Origin of the sequence: Mycobacterium sp. 852002-51971_SCH5477799-a, assembly GCF_001667145.1 — a bacterium.
Taxonomy (GTDB): Bacteria; Actinomycetota; Actinomycetes; order Mycobacteriales; family Mycobacteriaceae; genus Mycobacterium.
In genome coordinates this window covers 23,952-50,139 of the sequence record NZ_LZIF01000102.1, presented here as the reverse complement: position 1 = coordinate 50,139, position 26,188 = coordinate 23,952, and the positions used below count along the sequence as shown (strand labels likewise).

The window sequence follows — 26,188 nt, the reverse complement described above, 5'->3', positions numbered from 1 at the left end:
CCAATGCGTGGACATCGGCGCGTGACTGCCCGGGGCGCGCGCCACGCCACCTCCGCGAAACGTTGGACGCGCGATCGCTGAGCAGCGATGATGTCCAGATGGTTCTGCATGCCCAACCCGAAGACCAGCCGGCCGACGCCGCGCCCGAGGAAGCGTTTCCCGCGGCTGCCGCGGCGGCGATTTCTTCGTCCATCGACTTGCGCACGGCCGGCCCGCTCGCTCCCAGCGCGGCCCTGCGGAATCCATTTCCGCCGATCGCCGACTATGCGTTTCTGTCGGACTGGGAAACCACCTGCCTGATTTCGCCGGCCGGGTCGGTGGAATGGCTGTGCGTGCCGCGACCGGACTCGCCCAGCGTGTTCGGCGCGATCCTGGACCGCAGCGCCGGCCACTTCCGGCTGGGACCGTACGGCGTCTCGGTGCCCTCGGCCCGCCGGTACCTCCCCGGCAGCCTCATCATGGAGACCACCTGGCAGACCCACACCGGGTGGCTGATCGTGCGTGACGCGCTGGTCATGGGGCCCTGGCACGACCTGGAGCGGCGGTCGCGGACGCATCGCCGCACACCGATGGACTGGGATGCCGAGCACATTCTGCTGCGCACCGTTCGTTGCGTCAGCGGCACCGTCGAATTGATGATGAGCTGCGAGCCGGCGTTCGACTACCACCGCGTCGGCGCCGCCTGGGAGTACTCCGCCAACGCGTACGGCGAGACCGTCGCCCGCGCCACCAGGGACCCCGATGCCCACCCGACGCTGCGGCTCACCAGCAACCTGCGTATCGGGCTCGAAGGCCGGGAGGCACGCGCGCGCACCCGGATGAAAGAAGGCGACGACGTGTTCGTCGCGCTGAGCTGGACCAAGCACCCGGCGCCGCAGACGTACCAAGAGGCCGCCGACAAGATGTGGCAGACCACCGAGTGTTGGCGGCAGTGGATCAACATCGGCAACTTCCCCGACCACCCGTGGCGGGCGTACCTGCAGCGCAGCGCGCTGACTTTGAAGGGCCTGACCTACTCGCCTACCGGTGCGCTGCTCGCGGCCAGCACCACGTCGCTGCCGGAAACGCCTCAGGGCGAACGCAATTGGGATTACCGCTACGCCTGGGTGCGCGACTCGACGTTCGCGCTGTGGGGTCTGTACACGCTGGGGCTGGACCGTGAGGCCGACGATTTCTTCGCCTTTATCGCCGACGTGTCCGGCGCCAACCACAACGAGCGCCACCCGCTGCAGGTCATGTACGGCGTGGGCGGCGAGCGCAGCCTGGTCGAAGAAGAGCTGCATCACCTGTCCGGCTATGACCACGCCCGACCGGTGCGAATCGGCAACGGCGCCTACGACCAGATCCAGCACGACATCTGGGGCTCCATCCTGGATTCCTTCTACCTGCATGCCAAGTCGCGCGAGCAAGTGCCGGAGACGTTGTGGCCGGTGCTGAAGAAGCAGGTGGAGGAGGCGATCAAGCACTGGCGCGAACCGGACCGCGGCATCTGGGAGGTGCGCGGCGAACCGCAGCATTTCACGTCGTCGAAGGTGATGTGCTGGGTGGCGCTGGACCGCGGAGCCAAGCTCGCCGAGCGGCAGGGCGAGAAGAGCTATGCCCAGCAGTGGCGGTCGATCGCCGAGGAGATCAAGAACGACATCCTGCAGCACGGCGTGGACTCGCGCGGGGTGTTCACCCAGCGCTACGGCCATGACGCGCTGGACGCCTCGCTGCTGTTGGTGGTGCTGACGCGGTTCCTGCCCCCGGATGACCCGCGGGTGCGAAACACCGTCCTGGCGATCGCCGACGAACTCACCCAGGAAGGCCTGGTGCTGCGCTACCGGGTCGAGGAGACCGACGACGGGCTGTCCGGCGAGGAGGGCACCTTCACGATCTGCTCGTTCTGGTTGGTGTCGGCGCTGGTCGAAATCGGTGAGGTGCGGCGCGCCAAACGCCTGTGTGAGCGGCTGCTGTCCTACGCCAGCCCGCTGCATCTCTACGCCGAGGAGATCGAGCCGCGCACCGGCCGGCAGCTGGGCAACTTCCCGCAAGCGTTCACCCACCTGGCGCTGATCAACGCGGTGGTGCACGTCATTCGCGCCGAGGAGGAAGCCGACGGCTCCGGGATGTTCCAGCCGGCGAACGCGCCGATGTGACGTGGCGATCGCGAGCGCGGCGTAGCCGGGCGAAGCGGGTCGCCACCATCAGGTAGTGGCGATCGCGAGCGCGGCGTAGCCGGGCGAAGCGGGTCGAAGCGGGGACGCGGGTCGCGACCATGAGGCGCGGCGTCAGCCCAGAGCGCTGACCTTGTCCATCAGGGCATGCGCGACATCGATTGCGCTGGAGTCAATGTCCGCCGATCCCGGGTCGGAGGACCGTCGGCCCCCGAAGAACACCACCTGAACCTCGACGAGGCAATTCGACCGGATGCCGATGGCGCGCGCCTGCGGGGTGGGCCGCAGCGGCGGCATGTTGGGCAGTATCGATGTCGCGGTCTTGGTGGCCGCGAGTGTGGAATCGGTGGCGCGGACATCACTGATCACGTTCGTGGTGCTGATCGGACCGGACTGTTCGGACGTCGTCATCCCGTTGCACTGCTGCCACTGCTGGGAGAACTGCGCGAACAGCGCCTTGGCCTGCGTGGCCGACGGAAGCGCGACCACGCCTTCCTCGACCACGATCACCTGCGCCGGTTCGCCGTTGTTCCACCACGATTCCGACGCAACGTCTTTCACGTCAGCCGACCGGTACACGCCCTGCTGCAACATCGCCGTCACGCCCAGGCAGCCGGCCTGCGACGTCGATCGCTTGACCTGATAAAGCTTTTCGGGCCCGCCGAATGCGGCCGGATCACGCGCCACAAAGGTCTGGTTGAGCATCCGCGACAGCGTCGCACCATCGAGAAGCACCTGCTTGACCGTCGGGCCGCTGAGCGGTCCCGGCTTCAGGTTCGGCGCCGGCTTCGCCGTGCCCGCCACTACCCCACCGCAGCCCGTCGCCGCCGCGGCGACCGCCAGCAGCGCCGTCGCGATCCCCCGCATTCGCATGGCTATTTCTTGCCCTTGTCCCCCGCGGCGTCGGCGGACAGCGCCGCGACGAACGCCTCCTGCGGCACATCGACGCGCCCGATGGTCTTCATCCGCTTCTTGCCTTCCTTCTGCTTTTCGAGAAGCTTGCGTTTACGAGTGATGTCGCCGCCGTAGCACTTGGACAACACGTCCTTGCGGATCGCGCGAATGTTCTCGCGCGCAATGATTTTCGATCCGATGGCGGCCTGGATGGGCACCTCGAACTGCTGGCGCGGGATGAGCTCTTTGAGCTTGGTGGTCATCTTGTTGCCGTAGGCCGATGCCCCGTCCCTATGGACGATCGCGCTGAACGCGTCGACCGCCTCGCCTTGCAACAGGATGTCGACCTTGACCAGTTGAGCCTCCTGCTCGCCGGCCTCCTCGTAGTCGAGGCTGGCGTAGCCACGGGTACGTGACTTCAGCGAATCGAAGAAGTCGAAGATGATCTCGCCCAGCGGCATGGTGTAACGCAACTCGACCCGTTCGGGTGACAGGTAATCCATGCCGCCCAGCTCGCCGCGACGCGACTGGCACAGCTCCATGATGGTGCCGATGAATTCGCTCGGCGCGATGATCGTGGTCTTGACCACCGGCTCGTAGACCTCGCGGATCTTGCCCTCCGGCCAGTCCGACGGGTTGGTCACCCGGATCTCTGTGTTGTCTTCCTTGATCACGCGATAGACCACGTTGGGCGAGGTTGAGATCAGGTCCAGATTGAACTCGCGCTCCAGGCGCTCGCGGGTGATCTCCATGTGCAGCAAACCCAAGAAGCCGCAACGGAATCCGAAGCCCAGCGCCACCGACGTCTCCGGCTCGTAGGTCAGGGCGGCGTCGTTGAGTTGCAGGCGGTCCAGGGCGTCGCGCAGAACCGGGTAGTCCGAACCGTCCACGGGATACAGACCCGAATAGACCATCGGCTTGGGTTCGCGGTATCCGGTCAGCGCTTCGGCGGCACCGCGGCGTGCCGTCGTCACGGTGTCACCCACCTTGGATTGGCGGACGTCCTTGACGCCGGTGATCAGGTAGCCCACCTCCCCCACGCCCAGGCCGTCGCTGGCCTTCGGCTCCGGCGAGACGATGCCGACCTCGAGCAGTTCGTGGGTGGCGCCGGTGGACATCATCGCGATGCGCTCGCGTGGGGTGATCTTGCCGTCGACCACCCGCACGTAGGTCACCACGCCGCGGTAGATGTCGTAGACCGAGTCGAAGATCATCGCCCGCAGCGGCGCGTCGGCCTCGCCCTGTGGGGGCGGCACCTCGCGCACCACGTGATCGAGCAGGTCCGCGACGCCGTCTCCGGTCTTGCCGGAGACCCGCAGCACGTCGCCCGGCTCGCAACCGATGATGTGGGCTATCTCGGCGGCGTAGCGATCCGGGTCGGCGGCGGGCAGGTCGATCTTGTTAAGCACCGGGATGATGTGCAGGTCGCGGTCCAGCGCCAGGTAGAGGTTGGCCAGGGTCTGCGCCTCGATGCCCTGCGCGGCGTCGACCAGCAGCACCGCGCCCTCGCAGGCCTCCAGTGCGCGCGACACCTCATAGGTGAAGTCGACGTGGCCCGGGGTGTCGATCAGGTGCAGCACGTATTCGGTGTCGCCGACTTTCCACGGCAGGCGCACGTTCTGGGCCTTAATGGTGATCCCGCGCTCGCGCTCGATGTCCATCCGGTCCAGGTACTGGGCGCGCATCGAGCGCTCGTCGACGACGCCGGTGAACTGGAGCATCCGGTCGGCCAGCGTGGACTTGCCGTGGTCGATGTGGGCGATGATGCAGAAGTTCCGAATCTGCGCCGGCGCAGTGAAGGTCTTGTCGGCGAAACTGCTGATGGGAATCTCCTGGTGCGTGCAAGTTTGACGGATGCTCCGCCGCCGTTCCTGGGGCGGTTCGCGGGTATGTCCAGCGTATCCAGACAGTGCCGACGTGACCTACTTGGACACAATCGCGCCCCGCCCCTCGCGTCTATGCTGCGAATATGGCGTCCCCCCGGAAATCCCAGTGGAAGACGTTTCAGCGGTTTGCCGAGAATTTGGTGTTCAACAACGCCCCTCGCCTGGTCCGCCAGGTGCAGAATTCCCAGACCGTACTGCGTGAGCTGCAGCAGGCGGTGAGGATCACCGCGAACGTCATCGCCGCAGTGGCACCGCCACCCGCCGACGCGCCCGTCTCCGGCCGGCCGGTGACCAGCGGCAGCCTGCCGACGGCGCAGCGGGCCCGCAAGCTGGTGTACGCGCCGACCCTGGACGGCCGGGCCGACCCCGGCGAGATCGTCTGGACGTGGGTGGTCTACGAGGACGACCCCACCCGGGGCAAGGACCGTCCCGTCCTGGTCGTGGGACGGGAGCGCAGCGTCCTGCTGGGGTTGATGGTGTCCAGTCAGGAGCGCCACGCCGCGGATCGCGACTGGATCGGGATCGGTTCGGGCCCTTGGGATTACGAGGGCAGGCCGAGCTGGGTCCGGCTGGATCGGGTGCTCGACGTGCCCGAAGAGGGCATTCGCCGCGAAGGCGCCATCCTGGATCGCGAGATCTTCGACGTGGTGGCCGCGCGGCTGCGCGCCGAGTACTCCTGGCGCTAGTGCGCCGCCGAACGTGCATTCAGAGCGAGAAAACGCCGCCGACTTTTACGCCGTGAGTGCCCGTTCGGCGAGCGAAGCCGGGCGAATGCCCGCGCTCAGCCCTGGGTGATGTAGGACTGCAGCTGCCGCTGCCCGGCCTCGAGTTCTTCCAGCCGGGTTTTCACCACGTCACCGATGCTGACGATGCCGATCAGTTTCTTGCCGTCCAGCACCGGCACATGTCGCACCCGGTTTTTCGTCATCAAGACGCTGATGGCGTCGACCTCGTCGGTCTTGGTGCACGTGGCCAGCATCGACGTCATGATCTTGGACACCGGGCGAGACAGCACACTGGCGCCGTGCGTATGCAGCTGGCGCACCACATCGCGCTCCGACACGATGCCGACCACACCCTCGTCGCCGACCACGACCATGGCGCCGATGTTTTGGTCGCTCAGACCCGCAAGCAGCTCGCGAACAGTCGCGTCCGGGTTGATGGTCACCACCGCCGCGCCCTTGTTCCGCAAGACGTCCGCTATCCGCATCGAGGCCTCCAGCCGGGTTGTGATCCGCTTCACATCAGGCTACGGCTTCCTTGCGCGCCGGAAAAGCCACCAAGAGAACCTGCAAACAGATCGTGTCCAAATCGGTCAAAGCCCCCGGTGATCGGCCGATCGGACCACTGCAGGCCCCGCGGGCTTGCAAGATGGGGCCATGATCGAGGTCACGCTGCTGGGCACCGGAAGTCCGATCCCCGATCCGAACCGCGCCGGGCCGTCAACCCTGGTGCGTGCCGGCGGGCAAGTGTTCCTGGTCGATTGCGGGCGTGGCGTGCTCCAGCGCGCGGCCGCGGTAGGGGTGGGCGCGGCCGGATTGTCGGCGTTGCTGCTCACCCACCTGCACAGCGACCACATCGCAGACCTCGGCGATGTCCTGATCACCCGGTGGATCAGCACCTTCACCCCCGATGCCGCGCCGCTACCGATCATCGGACCGCCCGGGACCGCCGCGGCGGTCGCGGCGACGCTGAACGCGTTCCGCCACGACATCGGCTATCGAATAGCCCATCACGCCGACCTCAATGAGCCGCCGGCGGTGGACGTCCACGAATACACCGACGGCCCAGTCTGGGACCGCGACGGCGTATCCATCCAGGCGGCCCCCACCGACCACCGGCCGGTGGCCCCGACCATCGGGTTCCGGGTCGATTACCACGACGCCTCGGTGGTGCTCGCCGGTGACACCGTCCCGTGCGCCGGCCTGGACGGGCTGGCGGCCGGCGCCGACGCGCTGGTGCACACGGTAATCCGCAAGGACATTGTGGCCACGATCCCCCAGCAGCGGCTGCAGGACATCTGCGACTACCACTCGTCGGTGGAGGAGGCGGCGGCCACCGCGGCCCGCGCGGGGGTGGCCACCCTTGTCATGACGCATTACGTGCCGGCACTGGTGCCCGGCCAGGAAGAACAGTGGCGGGCGCTGGCGGCCACGCAGTTCAACGGGCGCATCGAACTCGGTGACGATCTGCATCGGGTCCAGATCGACACACGCATCTGACGGCGCTGTTTATCGGGCCGCCGAACCTCGTTGCGCCGCAGGCGATAAAGCAATGCTCGCCACCATCAGCCAGGTCAGCGCCAGGACCCGCGCGACCGGGAGGATGACGCCCAGCGCCGGCCAGATCAGCACCACCGCCGCCGCTTCGGCGAGGACGGCCGTCGCCAGACCGATCCAGGCGACCGGTCTGGGCAGCACTGTCGTGCCGGACGCCGCAATCGCGCCGACCAGCAGCCCCAACGCCACAATGTGCCCCGGGCCGCCGGTGAGGAACACCAGCAAGTAGAGCGCCCTGACCAACGCCGCGTTCGCGCCGACGTCCGGTATCGACAACGTCCAGCCCAGCAGCCCGGCCAGGCCGAGCGCACCGGCGGCCAGGGCGCCGCCGGCCAGCGCGACCGAGGCGGACCCGGACCTCGTCTCGAGTCGCCGCAATTGGGCAGCCGCGATTGCCGCGTAGAGGGCCAGCGGCACCGAGGACGCAAAGGTCGCGACGGCGATGATCCGCACGGCCACCGGCTGGGCGCGGACGTAGCTCGTGACGGCGCTTGCCGGGCCGTATGGCAACGGCATGACGCCGCCCATGGCGACCCCGATGGCGATGCCGCCGACGAGCAGCCCTATGCAGGCCAGGGACAGCGGCGCCAGGGGCCACCCGGCACGCCGGGGTCGATTCCCGTCGCGCCGAGCCGCGCCTCCGGCTGAATCGTTCATTCCCGCAACGGTATCCCGGCGTCTGGTCTATTGCCTCGGCTATGCGAGCCGGGTCACCTCCACGATCACGTCGAGGTCGGTGGCGCCCTCCCCGGAGTAAATGCCCTTCAGCGGGGAAACGTCGGCGTAGTCGCGGCCCGCGCCGACGCCGACGTACTGCTCGGTGATCTCGGTGTCGTTGGTGGGGTCATAGCTCCACCAGGCACCCGTCCACGCCTCGATCCAGGCGTGGCTTCGCCCGTCAACGGTGTCCCCCACTACGGCGTCGCGTTTGGGATGCAGGTAGCCCGAGACATAGTGTGCCGGAATTCCCATGCTGCGCAACAACATCAGCGATAAATGCACGAAATCCTGGCAGACGCCCGTGCCCGCTTTCAACGCGTCCAGCCCTGACGAGTGCACGCTGGTGGTCCCCGGAAGGTATTCCAATTCGTTGCGTACCCAATCGGCTGCCGCCACAACGGCTTCGGCCGGCTTGCGGGTCTTGCTGATCTTCCTTGCCACCGAGGCCACCCGCTTGCTGGCCGGGGCATGCTCGGTGGGGCGAAGCAGGTCATCGTAGCGATCGATCACCGCCTCCGATTGCAGGTCGCTCCAGTCCACCTCCGTCGAGAGTGGCTCGGCCCGCTCGGTTTCGACGACCGATGATGACATCACCGTGAGATCGGTGTGCGGCGCATGCAGATCGAACGCGGTGACCGCGGTGCCCCAGTAGTCGATGTAGCGGTAGGACCGGGTCGCCGGGATGGTTTCGACGCGGTTGAGGATGACGTTCTGTCGGTTGTTCGACCGCGGGGTCAGCCGGGCCTCGTTGTAGGAGGCGGTCACCGGCGACTGGTAGGCGTATCCCGTGGTGTGCACCACCCGCAGCCGCCACATCAGCCGTCGCCCTTCCTGCTGACCAGGCGGCCACGCTGGCCCGCGTCCGACCACGCCACCCAGGGCGTCACGTGAAAGTACTGCAGCGCCAATGCTTCTCCGACGTCATGGCAGGTCCGCTGTAGCCCGGCCAGCCGGCTTTCCAATGATTCCAGCAGGACGCCGGGCTGAACGAACTCCAATTCGCTGCGCGCCTGGCCGAGTAGCCGCTGCGCCTCGGCGGTGGCCCCGATCCGGCTCTGCCGGTTGCGGACCAGTTCGTCCAGGTTGTGTTCGGCCAATCGCAGCGAGTAGAACACCGAACGCGGAAACAGCCGGTCCAGCAACATGAATTCGACCACCCGGCCGGCGTCCAGCACGCCACGGTAGGTGCGCAGGTAGGTGTCGTGGGCGCCCGCCGATCGCAACAGCGTCACCCACGCCGGGGATGAGGCGCTGTCACCGACCCGCGACAGCAACAGCCGCACCGTCATGTCGACCCGTTCGATCGCCCTACCCAGCACCATGAACCGGTAGCCGTCGTCGCGGGACAGCGTTGAGTCGGCCAGCCCGGCGAACATCGCCGCGCGACGCTCGATGAACGACAAGAAGTCGTGCGGCCCAAGGCGTTTGGCGGATCGTTCCCGCTCGGGCAGGGCGTGATAGGTGGTGTTGAGGCACTCCCAAATCTCGATGGAGGTCACTTCGCGCGCCGATTTCGCGTTTTCTCGTGCCGAGGTGATGGCGTCGACGATCGAGCAGCCACCCTGGGCGTTGGCGCTGTAGGCCACTAGGTCGGTCAACGACCACACGTCCAGGTGGTGATCCGGCGGGTCGATGCCGAGCACCCGCAGCAGCAGGCGCGAGGCCTGGTCCGGGTCGACGCTGGAATCCTCGAGCAACTGGTGCAGCGCCACATCCAGGATGCGGGCAGTGTCGTCGGCGCGCTCGACGTAGCGGCCGATCCAGTACAGCGCCTCGGCGTTACGTGCCAGCATCGCGCACCGCCCTCTGTTGCTGCTGTTGTTTGGGTTTCTCGCGCTGAGGCTGGTCGGTGGGCTGCGGCTGCTGAGAGGTCTGCGACGTCAGCCGCTGCGCGTCTTCCAACGGGTCGGGCATCGAGGTGGGCAACGAGCGCACCACCTCCGCCGCCTCGAGCTCATGGTCACCGGCCGCCGCACGCGACGCCAACACCCAGGTGTCCTTAGAGCCCCCACCCTGGCTGGAGTTGACTACCCGGGACCCCTCGACCAGGGCCACCCGGCTCAGCCCGCCGGGCAGCACCCACACGTCGTTGCCGTCGTTGACCGCGAACGGTCGCAGATCCACATAGCGGGGCGCCAGGGTGTTGCCGATCTGCGTCGGGACCGTCGACAGCTCCATCATCGGCTGCGCGATCCAGCTTCGGGGATCGTCGCGCACCTTCTTGGCGGTGGCGGCCAACTCCTTCTCCGAGGCCTCCGGGCCGAACACGATGCCGTAACCCCCGGACCCCTCCACCGGCTTGAGCACCAACTCGTCGATGCGGTCCAGCACCTCTTCACGCTCGTCGTCGAGCCAGCAGCGCAACGTCTCCACGTTGGCCAGCAAGGGTTTTTCGCCCAGGTAGTACTCGATCATCGTAGGGACGTAGGTGTAGACGAGTTTGTCGTCGCCGACGCCGTTGCCGATGGCGCTGGAGATGGAGACGTTGCCGGCGCGGGCGGCGTTGACCAGGCCGGCCACGCCCAGCACCGAGTCGGCGCGGAATTGCAGTGGATCCAGGAAGGCGTCGTCGATGCGCCGATAGATGACGTCGACGTGACGCTCGCCATCGGTGGTGCGCATGTACACCTGGTTGTCGCGGCAGAACAGGTCGCGCCCTTCGACCAGCTCGACACCCATCTGGCGGGCCAGCAGCGAATGCTCGAAATAGGCCGAGTTGTAGACACCCGGGGTCAGCACCACCACGGTCGGGTCCGCCTCGTTGGTGGCGGCGGAGTTGCGCAGGGCCCGTAGCAGGTGCGAGGCGTAGTCGTCGACCGCGCGCACCCGGTGGGTGGCGAACAGGTTAGGAAAGACGCGCGCCATGGTGCGCCGGTTCTCCATGACGTAGGAGACACCGGACGGCGAGCGCAGGTTGTCCTCGAGAACCCGCCAAATGCCCTTTTCATCGCGGATTAGATCGATGCCGGCGACGTGGATCCGCACCCCGTTGGGCGGGACGATGCCCATCGCCTGGCGGTGGAAATGTTCGCAGGAGGTGATCAGCCGGCGCGGGATGACTCCGTCATTCAAGATTTCCTGGTCACCGTAAATGTCATCGAGGTACTTCTCGAGCGCCTTGACCCGTTGGGTGATGCCGCGCTCCAGGCGCATCCACTCGGCCGCCGAGATGACCCGCGGCACGAGGTCCAGGGGAAACGGCCGCTCCTGGCCCGATAGCGAGAAGGTGATGCCCTGGTCGAGGAAGGCGCGGGAGAGCGCCTCAGCGCGAGCCTTGAGCTCCGAGGCGTCCGACGGCGCAAGCTCGGCGTAAATGCCTTTGTAGGGGCCGCGGACGGCGCCCTGGGCATCGAACATCTCGTCAAACGCCAGCTCGTAGGCGTCCGAAGACCCGTTGTATCCACCGAAAATGCGCTCAGAACGGGCAGCGCGAAAACCCCGCTTGGTGTCGTCAAGCTGGTTCGTAAGACTCACTGTTCAGATGCTGCCTCAAGTCGACGTTCTGGCAGCCCACGTGTTCCCGTTTTGGGAGAAAACGTAACTCACTGATAACCTGGGCAATCGCTGTGGTGATATCCGGCGCCCCACAAAACGTCTAATCGAAGAAGGAACTCCAGCGTGGCCAACATCAAGTCGCAGCAGAAGCGCAACAAGACCAACGAGCGCGCTCGGCTGCGCAACAAGTCGGTCAAGTCGTCGCTGCGTACCGCTGTCCGCGCTTTCCGCGAGGCCGCCGGCGCCGGTGACAAAGAGAAGGCCGCCGAGCTGTTGGTGTCGACCAACCGCAAGCTGGACAAGGCCGCCAGCAAGGGCGTGATCCACAAGAACCAGGCCGCGAACAAGAAGTCGGCGCTGGCGCAGGCCCTCAACAAGATCTGAGGTTCGCCCGGTCGAGACGCCCTCCCCCTCTAGCGGCCGCGTTGGGCGGCTAGTTCGGCCACCTGTCTGACGGCGGATTCCAGGGCGTAGTCGGCGTCCACCACCGCCCCCTTGACGTTCGCGTTGAGCGCCGCCACCACTTTCATCGCCGAGGCCACCGAGTCCCGCGACCAACGCCGGGCCTGTTTCTGGGCCTTCTGCACTCGCCAGGGCGGCATCCCGAGCTGTGACGCGAGCCGGTAGGGATCACCCGAGAGGGGGCCTATCCGGCCGATCGTGTGGATCGCCTCGGCCAGCGCATCGGCCAGCACCACCAGCGGCTCCCCCCGCATCATCGCCCACCGCAACGCCTCGGCGGCGCCCTCGACGTCGCCGGCCACCGCCTTGTCCGCGATGTCGAATCCCTTCACCTCGGCCTTGCCGCTGTGATAGCGGCGCACCGCGGCGGCGTCGACCGCCCCGCCGGTGTCGGCCACCAACTGGGAGCAGGCAGAGGCCAACTCCCGCAGATCGGAACCGACCGAATCCAGCATCGCGGTCACCGTCTGCTCGTCGGCCCTGACCCGCAGGGCGCGAAACTCGTTGCGGATGAAGTCGATGCGCTCGCTGGGCTTGGTGATCCGCGCGCAGGCATGCACCTCGGCGCCGAGGGCCTGCAGCTCGGTGGCCAGCGCCTTGGCTCGCCCACCACCCGAGTGCACCACGACCAGCACCACACCCGTCGGCATGTCACTCGCGGCCGAAACAATCACCGCCGCAGCATCTTTGCCGGCTTCCCCGGCGGCCTCCAGCACGACAATGCGCTCGTCGGCGAACAATGACGGACTCAGCAGCTCGGCGAGCTCATAAGTGCTGACGTCGCCGGCACGCATCCGGTTGACCGGAACGTCGTCGGTCCCGGCGCGCTTCCGCGCCGACCGGAGGACGTTGGCTACCGCTCGCTCGACGAGCAGTTCCTCGTCTCCCAGGACCAGGTGCAACGGCGAAAGCTCGCTCACCCCTCGATCGTGTCACGCCCCACCGACGGCGCCGCCCTGGACCCATCGGCTCGGCAACCGGTCCTACCCCAGCCCGGACACCGCCCAAGCCAGCCCGGCCAGCGCCGCGACTCCCCCCGCGACGCGGAACGGCCGCCATCGCCACAACACCACCGCCACCACCGTGGCACCGCCGACGATCAGGGTGCCGGGCATACCCTGCGGGACCGGCAGGGTCGCGCCCGGCATGTTGGCCGCCCAGCGGGCCACACCGTCCACCCACCACAACTCGGGACCGGTGAACCGGATCAGCAGCCGCGCCGCGGCCGGCCATATCCCGCAGAGCGCGGCCGCCGCGGTGCCCGCCACCGTGATCGGCGCGATGACGGCCGCCACGACGAGGTTCGCAAGCGCGGCGACCACACTGAATCGGCCCGAGATCGCCGCCACCAGAGGCGCGGTCACCACCTGAGCGGCCCAGGCGACGGCCAGCGCGTCGGCCAGCGGCTTGGGCCATCCCTTCTCAACCAGGCGCCGCGACCACACCGGCGCGATGACGATCAGGGCGGCGGTGGCGACCACCGACAGCGCGAAGCCCACGTCGACGGCCAGCGCGGGGGCGATGGCCAGCAGCACCAGCACCGTGGCGGCCAGGGCCGGAATGGCTTGGCGCCGACGCGAAGACAACATGGCCGCCAGTGCGATGGCACTCATCACCGCCGCCCGCAACACACTCGCCGTCGGCTGCACGACGATGACGAAGGCCACCAGCGCCAGCGCCGCAAGCGCGACGGCCGCCCGGGGGCCGATCAACCGCGCCGAGAACAGCACGGCGGCACACACGATCATCACGTTGGCCCCCGACACGGCCATCAGGTGCGTCATGCCGGCCGCGCGAAAGTCGCGGCTGACGTCGCCGGGCACCGCCGAGGTGTCGCCCAGCACCAGCGCGGGCAGCATCACTGCCTGCTCGCCGGGCAGCGCGTCGCGGGCGGCGGCGGCGAATCGGCTGCGTACCCCGTGCGCAGCCCGCTGCACGGCGCTTGCGGTGCCCATGGTCGGCCGTCCCGACGCGTTGAGCACCGCGACCGTCAGGTCCCGGCGGGCCGGCCGGGTGATGCGCGCGGTGAACTGCACCGGCTGGCCCACCATCACGGCGCCGAAGTCCGCGGCGCGCGCGAAAACGACCACCGGGCCGGATGTTTGGGCGGCGCGCAACCGTTGCAGGGTGGCCCGAAACATCAACCGGCTGCTACCCAGCGACACCGTGCTTTCGGTGGGGGTGACCGTGACCGGAGCGCTGCTGCCGAAGGCCGCGGTGATGGGGTGGTGAACGACAGCGTCGGTGCGCAGCGCGATGGCGAAGCCGTACCCCGTCCCCACCACGCCGACCGCCGCGAGGGTGGCGCTGATCGCACGGAGTCGCGTGTTTCCACCGGGCCGGTGCAGCGCACGCCACGCCAGCGCGCCGGACGCGGCGATCAACGCGACGCAGCACCAGGCGAGGATCGGGCCGGCCTGCCACCAGATCCCGCCGGCCGTCACCGCCCAGCAGGTCAACGCGGCCGGCACCAGGCGCACATCGACATGCCCGGAAGGCGAGCCATCCGGCCCGGGATGAACCACCGGGGTCAGACACGGACCAGGGCGCGCAACTTCTCCAACCGCGCCGGCCCGATGCCCTCGACGTCGGCAAGCTGGTCGACGCTGGTGAATTTGCCGTTGGATTGCCGCCACGCCACGATCGCTGCCGCCGTGACCGGGCCGACGCCGGGGAGAGCGTCGAGCTCCTGAACGGTCGCGGTGTTCAGGTCGACGGCCTGGCCAGGCTTCGGCTTGACCGATCCAGGCGCGGGTAGCGGGGCCTTCGATGTGGTGGTCGTTCCGCTGGCCACCGAGCTGCCCAGCGCGGTCGGCTGCCCGGGCGCGGGGGCGAGACCCACCACGATCTGTTCGCCGTCACCGAGCGGCCGGGCCATGTTCAATCCGATGGTATCCGCGCCGTTCACCGCGCCGCCGGCGGCCGACAGCGCATCGGCGATGCGCGCGCCCGGTGCCAGGGTCACCAGACCGGGCGAGTGCACCAGGCCGACCACGCTGACCACCACCGGGCGGTCGGGACTCGGCGGCGATGCGGCACCCGGGCTAGCCGATGACCTGGGGCCGGCCGTCGACACCTTCTCCACCGGTGGCAGCTTGGCCGACATCACCGGCGCCGGCCGGTCGCGCAGCAACGTGAACACCGTGACCAGCACGGCCAGCGCCGCGACGATGGCCAACCCGATGGCGCCGGCTCGTCCGGGGTCGGCACGCACCCTGGCCACCCAGCCGCGGTCCTGCGACGCGTCGGGAAGCCACCGCGGTAACAGCGAATTCTGGTCGTCATCCCGGGTGTCCTCCGTCGATGCTGAGGCTGAGTCCTCGGGCTCGGCGTGCGCATCGGGCTCCGGTTCCGCGTTGAGCCGTCGCTGCAGGCGCTCCGCCGGAAGTTCTGTTCGCATGGGCCGACGGTAGGTCCGCGCACCACCGCGATGGCGTCGCTCAACGGCGCCGCCGGGCCGATCTGTGGATTAACCCGAGGCTGTGCACAGGGTCCGCGAGGGATGGGTCAAGATGGAAGTCGAGCGAACGACCGGCATCGCCAGGAAACAGCTCGGGGCGCTGCGTGGTCACGGTCACCCAAAAACGACAGGAGGCTGCCAATGCAACTGGCGCTGACACCCGAGGAAGCCGCGTTCCGCGACGAGCTTCGCAACATCTACACGACCAAGATTCCGGAGGAGCTGCGCGAGCGGGTGCGCCAGGGCTCGGCGGCAGTGATCCACGACGACATCGTCACCAGCCACAAGATCTTGCACGAGCACGGCTTGGCGGTACCGAACTGGCCGGTCGAGTGGGGCGGCAAGGACTGGACGCCGACCCAGCACCAGATCTGGGCCGACGAGATGCAGCTGGCGTGCGTCCCCGAGCCGCTGAACTTCAACACCAAAATGGTGGGCCCGGTGATCGCCGAATTCGGTTCGGAAGAGGTCAAACAACGCTTCCTGCCCCCGACGGCCAGCCTCGACATCTGGTGGTGCCAGGGCTTCTCGGAGCCCGAGGCCGGCTCCGACCTGGCGTCCCTTCGCACCACCGCGGTCCGCGACGGCGACAACTACGTCGTCAACGGCCAGAAGACCTGGACCACGCTCGGCCAGTACGCGGACTGGATCTTCTGCCTGGTCCGCACCGATCCTCAGGCGCCCAAGCGCCAGGCCGGCATCTCCTTCCTGCTGTTCGACATGGATACGCCGGGCATCACGCTGCGGCCGATCAAAACGATCGACGGCGGGCAAGAGATCAACGAAGTTTTCTTCGAGGACGTCCGGGTGCCGGCCAATCAGCTTGTCGGAGAAGAGAATCAGGGCTGGACATACGCGAAGTTCCTGCTGGGCAACGAGCGCACCGGCATCGCCGGCGTGGGGCGGACCAAGGTGCGCCTCGCCGAGGTGAAGAAGCACGCCGAGGCAACCGGGGTGCTCAACGACCCACTGTTCGCGGCGCGGCTGACCGAGGCCGAAAACGAGCTGCTGGCACTGGAACTCACGCAGTCGCGAGTGGTGACTGACTCCACGGACGGGCAGCCCAACCCGGCGTCGTCGGTGCTCAAGCTGCGCGGCAGCCAACTGCAACAGGTTGCAACCGAACTCCTGGTCGAGGTGGCCGGCCCGGATGCGCTGCCGGCCGACGGCGAAGACATCTCATCGCCGCCCTGGGCGCAACACAGTGCGCCGCACTACCTCAACTACCGCAAGACCTCGATCTACGGCGGTAGCAGTGAGGTGCAGCGCAACATCATCGCGTCGACGATTCTGGGATTGTGAGGCAGCCATGGACTTTCAGTTGAGCGACGAGCAAGCCCTGCTCCGCGACACCACCCGCGACTTGTTGTCGCGCACCTATGACCCGGAAACCCGCAACAAGGTTCTCGGCTCCGATCTCGGCTGGAGCCGCGAGGTCTGGAGTCAGCTCGCCGACACCGGAATTCTCGGTCTCGGCTTCGAGCCCGAGGAGTCCGGCCAGATCGAGATCATGGTGGTGCTTCACGAGATCGGGCGCCGGCTGGCCCCCGAACCGGTGCTGCATGCCGCGCTGGGGCCCGGTGCGCTGATCGCCGAGCTGGGCAGCGCCGAGCAGAAGCAACTGCTCGACGAGGTCGCGGGCGGACAGCGGCTGCTGGCGTTCGCCCACCTCGAGCCGGGCCAGCGTAAGCCGTCCGCCGAGGTGAGCACGAAGGCTGCGCAGCAAGGTGATTCGTGGGCGCTGACCGGTCGGAAGAACCCGGTTCTCGCCGGGGACTGCGCCGACACGTTGGTGGTCAGCGCAAGCTTGCCGAACGGCGGCACCGGGCTCTTTCTGGTCGATGCGGCATCGGTGAGCAGATCTCCGTACCGGACGTTCGACGGGCAGCGCGGCGCCCAGATCGAACTCGATTCCACTGCCGCCGAACCCCTGGGCGAGGCGGACGACGCATCGGGCGCCATCCGCGACGCCGTCGTGCGCATCCAGTCGGCGCTGTGCGCCGAAGCGCTTGGGGCGATGGAGGAATCGCTGCGCCTGACCACCGATTACCTCAAGACCCGCAAGCAGTTCGGCGTCACGCTCAACAAGTTCCAGGCGCTCACGCAGCGCGCGGCGGACATGTACGTGTCGCTGGAAATGGCGCGCAGCATGACGCTGTACGCGGCCATGTCGATCGCCGACGGCAACATCGACCCGTTGATCGCCTCGCGGGCCAAGCTGCAGATCGGCCGCTCGGGCCGGCACATCGCGCAAGAGTCGGTCCAGATGCACGGCGGCATCGGCGTGACGGCGGAATACCCGGTCAGCCACTACGCCGCCCGGCTCACCGCGATCGAAAACACCCTGGGCACCTCGGGCGAGCACCTGCACAACCTGATTGACCACGTCGGCGACTACGACCTGGCCCGTCTTTAAGGCATGGCCGAACCCGCGGAACTGAGCCGAAAGGTCATCGAGTTCCTCTCGGCCGGCACCCGGACCGGGATGCTGGGCTACGTCGCCGCCGACGGGCGACCGCTGGTCGCGCCGGTGTGGTTCGTGGTCGACGTCGGCCGAGACGGCGCTCGACTGGCGTTTAACACCGGGCGCGACACATCGAAAGGCCGTGCCCTGGCCAGGGATCCGCGAGTGGTGATCTGCGTCGACGACCCTCATCCGCCGTACTCGTTCGTACAGGTGCAGGGCGTGGCCACGATCAGCGAGGATGCGCACGACGTGCTCGACATCGCCACCCGCACCGGTCGCCGCTACATGGGCGCCGACCGCGCCGACGAATTCGGCCGTCGCAACGCCGTTCCCGGTGAGTTGGTGGTGTGGGTGCGCCCAACCAAGGTCAACGCGGGATTCGATATCAGCAACTAGGTTCGCCCACGGCAAAGGAGCCGCGATGAGCAAGGCAAGCACACACCGTCCGCTGCGGGTGATCCAGTGGACGACCGGGAACATCGGCCGCCGTTCGCTGCACGCCATCATCGGGCGGCCTGACTTGGAACTGGCCGGGGTGTATGCGCATGGCGCCGACAAGGTCGGCGTCGATGCCGCCGACCTGGCGGGCTGGCCGGACCCGACCGGTGTGCACGCGACCAATGACATCGACGCGCTGCTGGCACTGGGCGCCGACGCGTGTTGCTATAACCCGTTGTGGCCCAGCGTCGATGAGTTGGTGCGGCTGCTGGAATCGGGAGTCAACGTGTGCACCAGCGCCGCGTGGATCACCGGTGGCAAGCAGACGCCGCAGGACCGTAAACGCATCGAAAATGCCTGCCAGAAGGGCAATTCGACGATCTTCGGCAGCGGCGCGCACCCGGGCATGACGAACATGGTGGGCATGGTGCTGTCCGCCTCGTGCGAGCGCGTCGACGAGATCCGGATCACCGAGTCGGTCGACTGCTCGACCTACGAGTCGGCGGAAACCCAGACGGCCATGGGGTTTTCGCAAGATCCCGATACCCCAGGGCTGGCCGAAAACGTCCGGCGGGAAAGCGAGGTCTTCGCGGAATCGGCGGCGATGATGGCCGACGCGATCGGGGCCCAGCTGGACAAGATGACCTTCGACGTCACCTTCACCGCGGCCACCGATGACTCCGATCTGGGCTTCATGAAGATTCCCGCCGGAACGGTCGGCAGCGTCTACGGGTACCACCGCGGCTGGGTCGGCGATCGCAACGTCATCAGCGTCGGGTTCAACTGGACCATGGGCAGCCACGTGGTGCCCCCCAAGCCGCTCGAGCACGGCCACGTCATTCAAGTCTTCGGTTTGCCCAACATGCGCACCGTATTGCACTGCCTGCCGCCCAAGGATTGGACGGAGCCAGGGTTCATGGGACTGGGAATGATTTACACCGCGATGCCGGTTACCAATGCCGTCCCGGCGGTGGTGGCCGCCCCGCCCGGGATCGTGACACTGGCTGATTTGCCACCGGTCACCGGTCGGCTGGCCCATTAGCGGTTATGCCGTTCGCCACAACTGGCGGCCCCCGGGAGGAACGCTTGCGTGCACTAAGGTTAGTATCCCTAACTGAGCAAATGGTCCGTTGACAGTGGTGTCGTCGGCGACGGTTGGTGAGCTTTGCGGAAGGTGGTCAGGTGGTGACTAGTCCAGACTCGGATTCCCGCCCCGGCCTCTTGACCCGCGCGCTGAGGCGCGGGTGGATCCCGCTGGTGCTGGTGGTCGTTCTGGCGACCTCGGCGCTGATCGTGTCGCGGCTGCACAGAATCTTCGGTTCGGAGGATCTGAACGCGAACGCCGGCAAGGGGATCGACATCGTGCAGTTCAACCCAAAGGTCGTCGTTTACGAGATCTCCGGCTCCCCGGGTACGACGGCCAACATCAACTACTGGGACGAAAACGCCAACACGCACCAGGTCAACAACGCCCCGCTGCCGTGGTCGACCACGATCTCGACGACGCTGCCGTCGGTGAGCGCCAACATCATGGCGCAAAGCGACGGCAGCACGATCAGCTGCAAGATCACCGTGGACGGCGTTGTCCGAGACAACCAGAACTCCGATGGCCATAACGCCCAGACCTTCTGCCTGGTGAAGTCCGCATGAGCGATGTGAACAGCAAGACCGAGCCCGACCTGAGCGCCGCAGACACCGGCCCGATCAAGACGGGTGGCCTGTCTAAGGCCGAGCGGGGCCACCGGCCTTACCTGCCCCATGCGATCCGTATCTTCGCGATACCGATCATCCTTGGGTGGGTGGCGGTCACCGTATTGGTGAACGTCATCGTTCCCACCCTGGAGAAGGTCGGCGAGGCCCACTCGGCGCCGATGACGCCGCTGGATGCGCCGTCGATGAAGGCGATGATGCGCCTGGGCCACAACTTCCACGAGTTCGACTCCAACAGCACCGTCATGATCGTCCTGGAGGGTCAGCACCCGCTCGGCCCGGACGCGCACCAGTACTACGACAAGCTGATTCGGCAACTCCGCCAAGACCCCAAGCACATTCAGCACATCCAGGACTTCTGGGGCGACCGGCTCACCGCCGCCGGCGCTCAGAGCGCCGATGCCAAGAGTGCCTATGTGCAGGTGAACCTCGCCGGTAACCAGGGCACGACCCTGGCCAACGAGTCCGTGGACGCCGTCCGCAAGGTCATCGACGAGAACAAGGCGCCACCTGGCGTCAAGGCCTACGTCACCGGTCCCGCCGCATTGTCCGACGACATGCACATCATCGGCAACGCCAGCCTGGCCACGATCACGCTGTTCACCCTGGGCGCCATCGCGATCATGTTGCTGCTGGTCTATCGCTCCATCGTCACCACCCTCGTTCAGCTTTTCATGACCTTTGTGGCACTGGCCTGTTCGCGCGGAGTCGTCGCTGTTCTCGCGTATCACAACGCATTCGGGCTCACGACCTTCGCCGCCAACATCCTCACCATGCTGGCGATCGCCGCTGGAACCGACTACGGCATCTTCCTCGTCGGCCGCTATCAGGAGGCGTTGGCCGCGGGCGAGGACCGAGAAACCGCGTACTACACCACATTCAAGGGCGTCGCCCCGGTCGTGTTGGGATCGGGCCTGACGATCGCGGGCGCGACCTATTGCCTGAGTTTTTCGCGGCTGCCGTGGTTCAACACCATGGGCGCGCCCGTCGCCATCGGCATGCTGGTGGTGGTGCTGGCCGGCATCACGCTGGGCCCCGCGGTGGTCTTCGTCGGAAGTCGCTTCCACCTCTTCGAACGGCAGGCCAAGCGTGGTCGGCTGTGGCGACGGGTCGGCACCGCCGTAGTGCGTTGGCCCGCACCGATTTTGGCCGTCAGCGCCGCGATCGTGCTGGTCGGCATGATCGCCCTGCCGAGCTTCCACACGAGCTACAACGACCGCCATTACCTGCCGTTGTCAGCCCCGTCCAATCAGGGGCAGGAGGCCGCGAATCGGCATTTCTCCGAGGCACGGATGAACCCCGACCTGTTGATGGTCGAGTCTGACCATGACATGCGTAACCCGGCGGACATGCTGGTGTTGGACCGGGTGGCCAAGAACGAGATGCGCACGCTCGGCATCGCCATGGTCCAGGACATCACGCGGCCACTGGGGATCCCGATCCAGCACAGTTCCATCCCATTCCAGAACAGCGTCCAAAGCCAGACCACGATGCAGAACATGGGCTTTCTCAAGGAGCGCATGAACGACATCCTTAAGATGGCCGACGACCTGCAGACCCAGATCGACACCACACAACGCCAATACGAGGTGTCGCTCGATCTGGCCAATGCCGCCGACGACAGCGCAAAGACCACGGCGGTGACGGCCCAGATCACCGACAGCCTGCGCGACCACATCGCCGATTTCGATGACACCTTCCGGCCCGTGCGCACGTACTTCTACTGGGAGAAGCACTGCTACGACATTCCCGTGTGCATCGGGCTGCGGTCCCTGTTCGACACGTTCGACGGGTTCGACCAACTGGCCGAGCAATTCCACTATCTGACAACCGACATCGCGCACACCGCCAAAGCGTCACGCGACCTGACCGCGCTGTTCCCCACGTTGATCACCACGCTGAAGACGACCCGGGGCATCACGCTGACGCTCTACCAGACATTCAAGGCGATGATCGACCAGATGGAGGCGATGAGCAACACCTCCATCGTGATGGGCCAGAGCTTCGACAACTCCAAGAACGACGACTTCTTCTACCTCCCGCCGGAAGCCTTCGATAACCCGGACTTTCAAACGGGTCTTCGCATGTTCCTGTCGCCGGACGGCAAGTCGGCGCGGTTCTTCATCACCCATCAGGGCGACCCGATGTCGCCGGAAGGCATCGCGCGCGTCGACGCCGAACGCACCGCCGCGCAGGAGGGTTTGAAGCAGTCCTCGTTGTCGGATGCCCGGGTGTATCTCGGCGGAACCGCCGCAACCTTCAAGGACATGGCCGACGGCGAGAAGTACGACCTGATGATCGCCGTGGTGTCGGCCCTGACCCTGATCTTCATGATCATGCTGCTGCTGACTCGAAGTGTGGTGGCCGCGCTGGTGATCGTCGGCACGGCGGCCAGCTCGATCGCGGCGTCGTTCGGTCTGTCCGTGTTGATTTGGCAGGACTTGTTCGGCATCCGGATCCACTGGATCGTGATGGCGCTGTCGGTCATCATCCTGCTGGCCGTCGGGTCCGACTACAACCTGCTACTGGTTTCCCGGTTCCGCGAAGAAATCCATCGCGGGCTCAAAACGGGAATCATCCGGTCGATGGCCGGCACCGGCGGCGTCGTGACTGCGGCGGGTCTGGTGTTCGCCTTCACCATGGCGTCCATGCTGGGCAGCGATCTGCGCGTGCTCGGTCAGTTCGGGTCGACGGTGTGCATCGGTCTGTTGCTCGACACGCTGATCGTGCGCACGCTGCTGATGCCCTCGATCGCCACCCTGCTCGGACGGTGGTTCTGGTGGCCGCAAGTCGTGCACCCGCGCGGTGACAACGCGCGACGGCCGGTGAACGCTTAAGCCGTTGGCGCGAGCGCCACGCTGACCGCGACGGCGCCCGCGCCCACGTGCAGCGCGAGCACCGGCCCCAGTTCGGTGATGATCGCCGGCTCGCACGCCGGCAGCCGTTCGCCCAGCGCCGTCGCCACCTCGCGTGCCCCGTCCGGATTGTTGACGTGGTGCACCGCCAGTGCGGCGCCATGGTCGCCGACGACCTGGCAGACCCGCTCGATCATCGTCTCCGTCGCATGGCTCACAGTGCGCACCCGTTGGGCCAGAACAAGTTTGCCGTCATCCATACGCAACAGGGGCTTGAGCGCAAGCGCGGTGCCCAGCCAGGCCTTCGCCCCGCCGATGCGCCCGCTGCGGCGCAAGTTGTCCAGCCGGTGCACCACGATGAAGGCATGCCCGCGGTCCACGGCCGCGCGCGCCGCGGCCGCGACGGTGTCGACGTCCCCGCCGTCGGCCGCGGCCCGCGCCGCGGCCAGCGCGACGAACCCGGTGCCCATCGCGGCCGATTTGGAGTCGACGACGCGCACGTTCGGATCGAGATCGGCCGCGGTGCGTTCGGCGGCGCGACACGTTCCCGACAGCGCCGACGAAATGTGCACGGCCACTACGCCGTCGGCGCCGCTGTCGGCCAGCGCCTGCTGGTAGGCGTCGGCGAGTTCGGCGGGGGTGGCCGCCGCGGTGGTAGCCGCGAGTTTGTAGATGTCGTCGGGAACGTCGTCCACACCGTCACGCAGATCGCCGCCGTCGAGCAAGATGTGCAGCGGGACAACGCGTATCCCCCACTTTTCGAGCAGGTCGGCCGGCAGACGTGCCGACGAGTCGGTCACCACCACGACGGTCACGAGCGCTACCCGCGGGGCTTCTCGTTCGGCACCCCGGCCTCGGCGAGCGCCTTGAGCATCAACTCAGCGACCGCCTGGTGAGCCTCGAAATTCCAGTGAATCCCGTCGGGGTTTCCCCGTCCGCTCATCACCTGTTCGGCGACAGCGGCTTTGAGATCGACCAGGGGCACGTTGTGGTCTTGCGCCCATCCGGTGATGGCGGCCACCGTCCCCGCGCGGCCGTGGTGGGCGCGGCCGTAGGTGTCTGCGATGTGCACGGATGGCAGCGAGGCCACGATCGGGATGCCGGGGCGGTTGAAATCGATTGCGCCACGGGTCTGTTCGAGGTAGTCGGCGCTGAGCCGCGGAGGCAGGGCCGGCCTGGCGATCGGTGAGAACCTGGGCTGCAGCCAGCCATAGCCGTCACGTACCCAGCGGCGCAGCCACGGCGGCCGGACATAACGGATCAGCTCGCGCAGCGCGGTGGGCAGCACAGACGGCAGCGAATCCATGCCGCCGGTGGCGAAGATGACCGCTCCTGCCCGCGGGAGCGCCGCCCAGGCCCGTGGGTCCTGGGTCGCAGCCCACCAGATGTCGCGGCACGTCCAACCGATGCGACCGATCAGCTCAACATCCCAACCTAGTTGGGCGGCAACAATGTTCGGCCAGATGCGGGGATCGTCTGCGGGAAGGCCCCCGGTGGGCCCGTAATAAGCCAACGAGTCTGCGAAGATCAGCAGTGTGGGCTTCGGCCGCTGCTCAGAGGACATCGTTGGACACCTGCGCCGAAGCGTTCCACACGTCGAGACGCCAACGGATGCTGTCGAATTCGTCGGCGGGATCGTCGTTGTGTCCCGACAGTTGCACCCAGCTGGCATTGCCCATGCCGCCCAGAATCGGCCAGTTGGCGACCGGAAGATTCAGCAGCGCCGCCGACAGCGCGGCGATCAGGCCGCCGTGGGCCACCAGCACCACGGGGCGGTCCGGGCCGTCGGGATCACCCCATTCCGGCTCGCCGGACACCAATTCGGCAACCAACGGCACGCTGCGCGCCGCGACGTCGACCCTGCTCTCGCCACCATGCGGCGCCCAGGTGGCGTTTTCGCGCCAGGCTAGGCGCGCCCCCGGGGCCTGCGCGTCGACTTCGCTGTGGGTCAACCCCTGCCAGTCGCCGAGATGGGTTTCGCGCAACCGTTGGTCCACCCGGATCGGCACCCCGGTAACCTCCCCCAGCCTGATCGCGGTGTCGTAGGCGCGATGCAGATCCGACGACACGATCAGCAACGGCTGCAGCTTGCCCAGCACCTCGGCGGCCGCAACCGCCTGCGCCCGCCCGAGTTCGCTGAGTTCGGAATCCAGCTGGCCCTGCATTCGGCTACCGGCGTTGAACTCGGTTTGCCCGTGCCGCAACATGATCAGGCGACGTATTCTCATTGCGCGCCCGGCTCTTCGGAGTTCTCACGGCCCTCGTCGAGGTCTACCGGCACCACCGGGCAGTCGCCCCACAATCTGTCCAGGGCATAGAAGTCCCGGTCTTCCTGGTGCTGGATGTGGACGACGATGTCGCGATAGTCCAGCAGCGTCCAGCGGCCTTCCCGGGCGCCCTCACGACGGGCCGGCTTGTAGCCGGCCTTGCGCATCTTCTCCTCGACCTCGTCGACGATGGCGTTGACCTGCCGCTCGTTGGACGCCGAGGCGATCACAAAGCAGTCGGTGATGGCGAGCTGTGCCGAGACGTCGATGACGATTACGTCGTCGGCCAGCTTCGCGGCGGCGGCGCCGGCGGCCACGGTCGCCATGTCGATAGCCTCGTCTGTGGCGCTCATGGGAATTCCCCTGTGGTCAGGCGTGTTTCGTTCACGATCACTGGCGGCCCCTCGTCGCGGTAGAGCCGGCGTTTGGAGACGTACTGCACGACGCCGTCGGGCATCAGGTACCACAGCGGCCGGCGCTGCGCCGCGCGGCGACGGCAATCGGTCGAAGAGATGGCCAGCGCCGGAATCTCGACCAGGGTCAGTGCGTGATCTGGCAGCTCGCCCAGCACGCCGGTGATGTGTTCGCGCCGCAGCTCGTAACCGGGCCGGCTGACGCCGATGAAGCGCGCCAGCTCGAACGCCGTCTCCCAGCCCTGCCACGACAGGATGGAGGCCAGCGCGTCGGCACCGGTGATGAAGTACAACTCGGAGTCCGGGTTGAGGGCGTGCAGGTCGCGCAGAGTGTCCTTGGTGTAGGTGGGGCCGGCGCGGTCGATGTCGACCCGGCTGACCGAGAAGCGGGGGTTGGACGCCGTGGCAATCACCGTCATCAGATAGCGGTCCTCGGCAGGAGAAACGTGGCGCTCCTTCTGCCAGGGCTGGCCGCTGGGCACGAACACCACTTGATCGAGGTCGAACAGGTCGGCGACCTCACTGGCGGCAACCAGGTGGCCGTAATGGATGGGGTCGAAAGTCCCACCCATCACTCCTAACCTGCGAAGCTGCTTTTGCACGATTTGCCAGCTTACTTGAGCCGGCGTTACGGCTGGATTTCCCAGGCGATGGTCACATGGGTCACACCAGCCTCTGCTTCGGGC

Annotated in this window: 25 protein-coding genes; 10 read left to right on the top strand and 15 right to left on the bottom strand. The window is 67.1% G+C overall.

From position 1 onward, the window contains the following. Positions 1–98 precede the first annotated feature (98 nt). Positions 99–2,138 carry a glycoside hydrolase family 15 protein gene (locus tag A5753_RS14595; protein ID WP_067129133.1) on the top strand — a complete coding sequence of 680 codons (2,040 nt, stop codon included), beginning with the start codon at positions 99–101 and terminating at the stop codon, positions 2,136–2,138. A 132-nt stretch (positions 2,139–2,270) separates the two neighbouring features. On the opposite strand, the gene A5753_RS14590 is transcribed toward A5753_RS14595, so the two are convergent. Both A5753_RS14590 and lepA read right to left on the bottom strand, forming a co-directional pair. Further along, complete coding sequence (locus A5753_RS14590; protein WP_067129129.1) at positions 2,271–3,029, bottom strand: sensor domain-containing protein; 759 nt, start codon at positions 3,027–3,029, stop codon at positions 2,271–2,273. A gap of 2 nt (positions 3,030–3,031) precedes the next feature. Further along, positions 3,032–4,906: a translation elongation factor 4 gene (gene lepA / locus A5753_RS14585; protein ID WP_082971323.1), complete on the bottom strand. Its 1,875-nt coding sequence runs from the start codon at positions 4,904–4,906 to the stop codon at positions 3,032–3,034. Positions 4,907–5,019: 113 nt separating this feature from the next. Here lepA and A5753_RS14580 point away from each other — a divergent pair, with 113 nt between their 5' ends. After that, entirely contained in the window at positions 5,020–5,622 is a 603-nt protein-coding gene (locus tag A5753_RS14580; protein ID WP_067129123.1) for a type II toxin-antitoxin system PemK/MazF family toxin, read from the top strand. 95 nt (positions 5,623–5,717) lie between these two features. Here A5753_RS14580 and A5753_RS14575 read toward each other — a convergent pair whose 3' ends face one another. Beyond that, on the bottom strand, positions 5,718–6,146 hold the full coding sequence (locus tag A5753_RS14575) for a CBS domain-containing protein (RefSeq protein ID WP_067129233.1): 429 nt from the start codon (positions 6,144–6,146) through the stop codon (positions 5,718–5,720). A 169-nt stretch (positions 6,147–6,315) separates the two neighbouring features. On the opposite strand from A5753_RS14575, the gene A5753_RS14570 reads away from it, so the two are divergent. After that, on the top strand, positions 6,316–7,158 hold the full coding sequence (locus A5753_RS14570) for a ribonuclease Z (protein WP_067129230.1): 843 nt from the start codon (positions 6,316–6,318) through the stop codon (positions 7,156–7,158). Positions 7,159–7,167: 9 nt separating this feature from the next. On the opposite strand, the gene A5753_RS14565 is transcribed toward A5753_RS14570, so the two are convergent. From A5753_RS14565 to A5753_RS14550, 4 genes are read right to left on the bottom strand one after another with little or no spacing between them, the layout of a single operon-like run. Then, positions 7,168–7,872 (bottom strand): hypothetical protein, encoded by a 705-nt coding sequence (locus A5753_RS14565; RefSeq protein ID WP_067129120.1) that lies wholly within the window; start codon positions 7,870–7,872, stop codon positions 7,168–7,170. 39 nt (positions 7,873–7,911) lie between these two features. Then, on the bottom strand, positions 7,912–8,751 hold the full coding sequence (locus A5753_RS14560) for a transglutaminase family protein (protein ID WP_067129116.1): 840 nt from the start codon (positions 8,749–8,751) through the stop codon (positions 7,912–7,914). Continuing rightward, the gene (locus A5753_RS14555; protein ID WP_067129113.1) at positions 8,751–9,728 is read right to left on the bottom strand and encodes an alpha-E domain-containing protein; all 978 of its coding nucleotides are present in this window, start codon (positions 9,726–9,728) and stop codon (positions 8,751–8,753) included. Before A5753_RS14555 ends, A5753_RS14560 begins: the two co-directional genes overlap by 1 nt. Continuing rightward, on the bottom strand, positions 9,715–11,409 hold the full coding sequence (locus A5753_RS14550) for a circularly permuted type 2 ATP-grasp protein (protein ID WP_067129110.1): 1,695 nt from the start codon (positions 11,407–11,409) through the stop codon (positions 9,715–9,717). The genes A5753_RS14555 and A5753_RS14550 overlap by 14 nt, the downstream gene beginning before the upstream one ends. A gap of 144 nt (positions 11,410–11,553) precedes the next feature. On the opposite strand from A5753_RS14550, the gene rpsT reads away from it, so the two are divergent. After that, a complete protein-coding gene (rpsT, locus tag A5753_RS14545; RefSeq protein WP_067129107.1) occupies positions 11,554–11,814 on the top strand; it encodes a 30S ribosomal protein S20 in 261 nt (86 codons plus the stop codon). A gap of 29 nt (positions 11,815–11,843) precedes the next feature. Here the strand turns inward: rpsT and holA are convergent, their stop codons facing one another. The 3 genes from holA to A5753_RS14530 form a co-directional block, all read right to left on the bottom strand. Then, the gene (gene holA / locus A5753_RS14540) at positions 11,844–12,794 is read right to left on the bottom strand and encodes a DNA polymerase III subunit delta (RefSeq protein ID WP_156656111.1); all 951 of its coding nucleotides are present in this window, start codon (positions 12,792–12,794) and stop codon (positions 11,844–11,846) included. A gap of 81 nt (positions 12,795–12,875) precedes the next feature. Then, on the bottom strand, positions 12,876–14,372 hold the full coding sequence (locus tag A5753_RS14535; protein ID WP_067129098.1) for a ComEC/Rec2 family competence protein: 1,497 nt from the start codon (positions 14,370–14,372) through the stop codon (positions 12,876–12,878). A gap of 50 nt (positions 14,373–14,422) precedes the next feature. Beyond that, on the bottom strand, positions 14,423–15,292 hold the full coding sequence (locus tag A5753_RS14530; protein ID WP_067129095.1) for a ComEA family DNA-binding protein: 870 nt from the start codon (positions 15,290–15,292) through the stop codon (positions 14,423–14,425). A 201-nt stretch (positions 15,293–15,493) separates the two neighbouring features. Here A5753_RS14530 and A5753_RS14525 point away from each other — a divergent pair, with 201 nt between their 5' ends. The 6 genes from A5753_RS14525 (at position 15,494) to A5753_RS14500 (ending at position 22,804) form a co-directional block, all read left to right on the top strand. Then, positions 15,494–16,654: an acyl-CoA dehydrogenase family protein gene (locus A5753_RS14525; RefSeq protein WP_067129093.1), complete on the top strand. Its 1,161-nt coding sequence runs from the start codon at positions 15,494–15,496 to the stop codon at positions 16,652–16,654. 7 nt (positions 16,655–16,661) lie between these two features. Further along, positions 16,662–17,768: an acyl-CoA dehydrogenase family protein gene (locus tag A5753_RS14520; protein WP_067129090.1), complete on the top strand. Its 1,107-nt coding sequence runs from the start codon at positions 16,662–16,664 to the stop codon at positions 17,766–17,768. Positions 17,769–17,771: 3 nt separating this feature from the next. Then, on the top strand, positions 17,772–18,215 hold the full coding sequence (locus tag A5753_RS14515) for a PPOX class F420-dependent oxidoreductase (protein ID WP_067129087.1): 444 nt from the start codon (positions 17,772–17,774) through the stop codon (positions 18,213–18,215). A 25-nt stretch (positions 18,216–18,240) separates the two neighbouring features. After that, complete coding sequence (locus tag A5753_RS14510) at positions 18,241–19,299, top strand: dihydrodipicolinate reductase (RefSeq protein ID WP_067129085.1); 1,059 nt, start codon at positions 18,241–18,243, stop codon at positions 19,297–19,299. Positions 19,300–19,478: 179 nt separating this feature from the next. Next, positions 19,479–19,907, top strand: a complete 429-nt coding sequence (locus tag A5753_RS14505; protein WP_082971322.1) for an MmpS family transport accessory protein — start codon at positions 19,479–19,481, stop codon at positions 19,905–19,907. After that, complete coding sequence (locus tag A5753_RS14500; RefSeq protein WP_067129082.1) at positions 19,904–22,804, top strand: RND family transporter; 2,901 nt, start codon at positions 19,904–19,906, stop codon at positions 22,802–22,804. Before A5753_RS14505 ends, A5753_RS14500 begins: the two co-directional genes overlap by 4 nt. Here the strand turns inward: A5753_RS14500 and A5753_RS14495 are convergent. The 5 genes from A5753_RS14495 to nadD are packed head-to-tail and all read right to left on the bottom strand — an operon-like array spanning position 22,801 to position 26,104. Further along, positions 22,801–23,637, bottom strand: coding sequence for a DegV family protein (locus A5753_RS14495; RefSeq protein WP_067129080.1), 837 nt, complete (start codon positions 23,635–23,637; stop codon positions 22,801–22,803). The two genes, A5753_RS14500 and A5753_RS14495, sit on opposite strands and share 4 nt — an antisense overlap. A gap of 5 nt (positions 23,638–23,642) precedes the next feature. Further along, positions 23,643–24,386 carry a diglucosylglycerate octanoyltransferase gene (gene octT, locus A5753_RS14490; RefSeq protein ID WP_067129077.1) on the bottom strand — a complete coding sequence of 248 codons (744 nt, stop codon included), beginning with the start codon at positions 24,384–24,386 and terminating at the stop codon, positions 23,643–23,645. After that, on the bottom strand, positions 24,376–25,050 hold the full coding sequence (gpgP, locus tag A5753_RS14485; RefSeq protein WP_067129074.1) for a glucosyl-3-phosphoglycerate phosphatase: 675 nt from the start codon (positions 25,048–25,050) through the stop codon (positions 24,376–24,378). The genes octT and gpgP overlap by 11 nt, the downstream gene beginning before the upstream one ends. Next, complete coding sequence (gene rsfS / locus A5753_RS14480; RefSeq protein ID WP_067129071.1) at positions 25,047–25,442, bottom strand: ribosome silencing factor; 396 nt, start codon at positions 25,440–25,442, stop codon at positions 25,047–25,049. Before rsfS ends, gpgP begins: the two co-directional genes overlap by 4 nt. Beyond that, positions 25,439–26,104 carry a nicotinate-nucleotide adenylyltransferase gene (gene nadD, locus A5753_RS14475; protein ID WP_082971321.1) on the bottom strand — a complete coding sequence of 222 codons (666 nt, stop codon included), beginning with the start codon at positions 26,102–26,104 and terminating at the stop codon, positions 25,439–25,441. The genes rsfS and nadD overlap by 4 nt, the downstream gene beginning before the upstream one ends. Between the last annotated feature and the right edge of the window lie 84 nt (positions 26,105–26,188).